The organism is Vibrio sp. V08_P9A1T1 (genome assembly GCF_963874405.1).
Lineage (GTDB): Bacteria > Pseudomonadota > Gammaproteobacteria > Enterobacterales > Vibrionaceae > Vibrio > Vibrio anguillarum.
Genome location: NZ_CAWNIB010000229.1, coordinates 1 through 2,317, shown reverse-complemented (window position 1 = coordinate 2,317; position 2,317 = coordinate 1). Strand labels below are relative to the sequence as shown.

At 42.1% G+C, this 2,317-nt stretch carries 2 protein-coding genes; both read left to right on the top strand.

The annotated features are described in order from the left end of the window. Positions 1-277 precede the first annotated feature (277 nt). Positions 278-691, top strand: a complete 414-nt coding sequence (locus tag AACT21_RS09360) for a VOC family protein (protein WP_061051312.1) — start codon at positions 278-280, stop codon at positions 689-691. A 172-nt stretch (positions 692-863) separates the two neighbouring features. Continuing rightward, positions 864-1,634: an alpha/beta fold hydrolase gene (locus AACT21_RS09355; RefSeq protein ID WP_094164325.1), complete on the top strand. Its 771-nt coding sequence runs from the start codon at positions 864-866 to the stop codon at positions 1,632-1,634. Positions 1,635-2,317 lie beyond the last annotated feature (683 nt).

Genomic DNA, 2,317 nt, shown 5'->3' with positions numbered 1-2,317 from the left:
TCTCAGCTATCCGTTTTACTTTGCCGCTTGAAAACAATAATGTGTTTTAAATTAGGCCGTTGGATCGAAAATCTCCGGCTAAAGTGCATCAGCTAACAAACGGCTCAAGAGGGATTGCCAACGCGTGGCGGCTTTGGTGCAAAATTGAAGTTCAGCGTTTACAGTGTGTTTTTTGAGTTCGGCGGTGCGTTGTCAACCCCTTAGCCGGGCGTTATGTGCTTTCTCGAAAAACCACAAGATAGTGTAGACTCAGCGTTTTAATTCAATGGAAACCAGCATGTCTAAATCTGTTCAACAGCAAATCGGGTGTATTGCTCTAGTCGTCGAAAATTACGATGATGCTATCGAGTTCTACACTAAAAAACTCCAATTCACACTGATTGAAGATACTGACTTAGGTGGCGGTAAACGCTGGGTTCAAGTTTCTCCTCCTAATTCTAATGGAACGAACTTGCTTTTAGCTCAAGCAAGTACTCCGGAGCAATCCCAAGCAGTAGGAAATCAAACAGGTGGTCGAGTCTTCTTGTTCTTACAAACTAATGATTTTTGGCGAGACTATGAGTTAATGAAGGTAAATGGTGTTGTGTTTAATGAAGAGCCTCGAGTGGAAGAGTACGGAACTGTAGTGGTATTTCAAGATCTGTATGGCAACAAATGGGATTTACTACAGCTAAACAGTACAACTAAATAGCACACACATAACAAACGGCTCAAGAGGGATTGCCAACGCTTGGCGACTTTAGTGCAAAATTGAAGTTCAGTGTTTACGGAGTGTTTTTTAAGTTCAGCGGTGCGTTGTCAACCCCTTAGCCGGGCGTTAGTTTTTTCAGGTCAAATCAATACAAACGTAGTTGGTCGATAAAATGAAAAATAAAAATGGTCATGTAAGTGTTAGTGGCTCCGAGATTTATTACGAGCTTTCAGGTAATCATGACGGCAAGCCATTATTGATGCTTCATGGCGGTCTTGGTTCGTTGAATGAGTTAAGTTCAATTCATAAATATGTTGCTGCTGACTATCAATTGATAAGTATAGATTTCCGTGGTCACGGAAAGTCCCTTTTAGGCAATCGTCCACTTAATTACATGCAATATCAACAAGACGTTCAGCATGTTCTTAGCTATTTGGGTATTGAGAAATATTCGATTTTTGGTTTTAGTGACGGTGGTATCGTAGGTTATCGTTTAGCAATACAAGAACCGGAGAGAGTATCTTGTTTGGTGACACTGGGTTCGCAGTGGCGATTAGAGGCAGATGATCCATCAGTTGAATTACTAAGTGGTTTGACGGCTGAATTTTGGGCATCAAGGTTTGCCGATGATGTTGCTTTATATGAGGCGTCAAATCCTAAACCGGATTTCCCTAAACTCGTAGACGCTGTAAAAGCAGTCTGGCTTGACACAACAGAATCTGGCTACCCACATGAGTTAGTTGAAAAAATCCGTTGCCCGACATTAGTAATGCGAGGTGATAATGACTTCTTGTTTTCGTTGGATGAGGCAGCGGCTTTAAAGTCGAAAATTGTAGGTTGTAGTTTTGCCAATATTCCATTGACAGCACATTCGTCGCATCAAGAATCACCGGAAATGGTGGGTGAAATGTTAGAGCAGTTCTTGTTGCAACACAAAAACTAACAAACGGCTCAAGAGGGATTGCCAACGCGTGGCGGCTTTAGTTCAAAATTGAAGTTCAGTGTTTACAGTGTGTTTTTTGAGTTCGGCGGTGCGTTGTCAACCCCTTAGCCGGGCGTTAGCTTACTCACAAACAGTAATACTATAAGCAGGCTTAGAGATTTGGTCGTTTGCTAGTATCCCAAAATTTCCATGCGTAATGTCGGTATCAACAATGTCTAATCTCAATGTTGTTCTGGTGACCAGTTTACTATTCAATTTGGTGCTAGACTCAATGGAAACTGAGAGTTCTAGGTCTGTAGCAGTAATAATCTCCTTTTTAGTGTCGTTGTCGTTTATCCTCGATGAGCGAACTTGGTTTCTGTCAACGATGGATAAGCTGGCTGAGTGGTCAAAGACCTTTTTCATTGCTTATGTGACTTGTGAAATTACGCTAGTAATAAACTTAGTGTATATCGTGGTTAACAAGTACAGTGTGAGTTCAATGGTTTGGTACACGCCGAGCTTATTATTAGCCGCTTTTTCTCTCTATAGAATGATCCAAAAACGTTAGGTGAAAGCTAAGCTAACAAACGCCTCAAGAGGGACTGTCAACGCGTGGCGTTTCCAGTCCCATTGAGCCGCGGTGGTTATGGCTGTTGTGTTTGAGTTTGGTGTTATGCGTTGTCAGCCCCTTAGGCGGGCGT

Bases quoted from the DNA above. Each gene is read 5' to 3' on its own strand.
- AACT21_RS09360 (WP_061051312.1), top strand. From the start codon at position 278: ATGTCTAAATCTGTTCAACAGCAAATCGGGTGTATTGCTCTAGTCGTC.
- AACT21_RS09355 (WP_094164325.1), top strand. From the start codon at position 864: ATGAAAAATAAAAATGGTCATGTAAGTGTTAGTGGCTCCGAGATTTAT.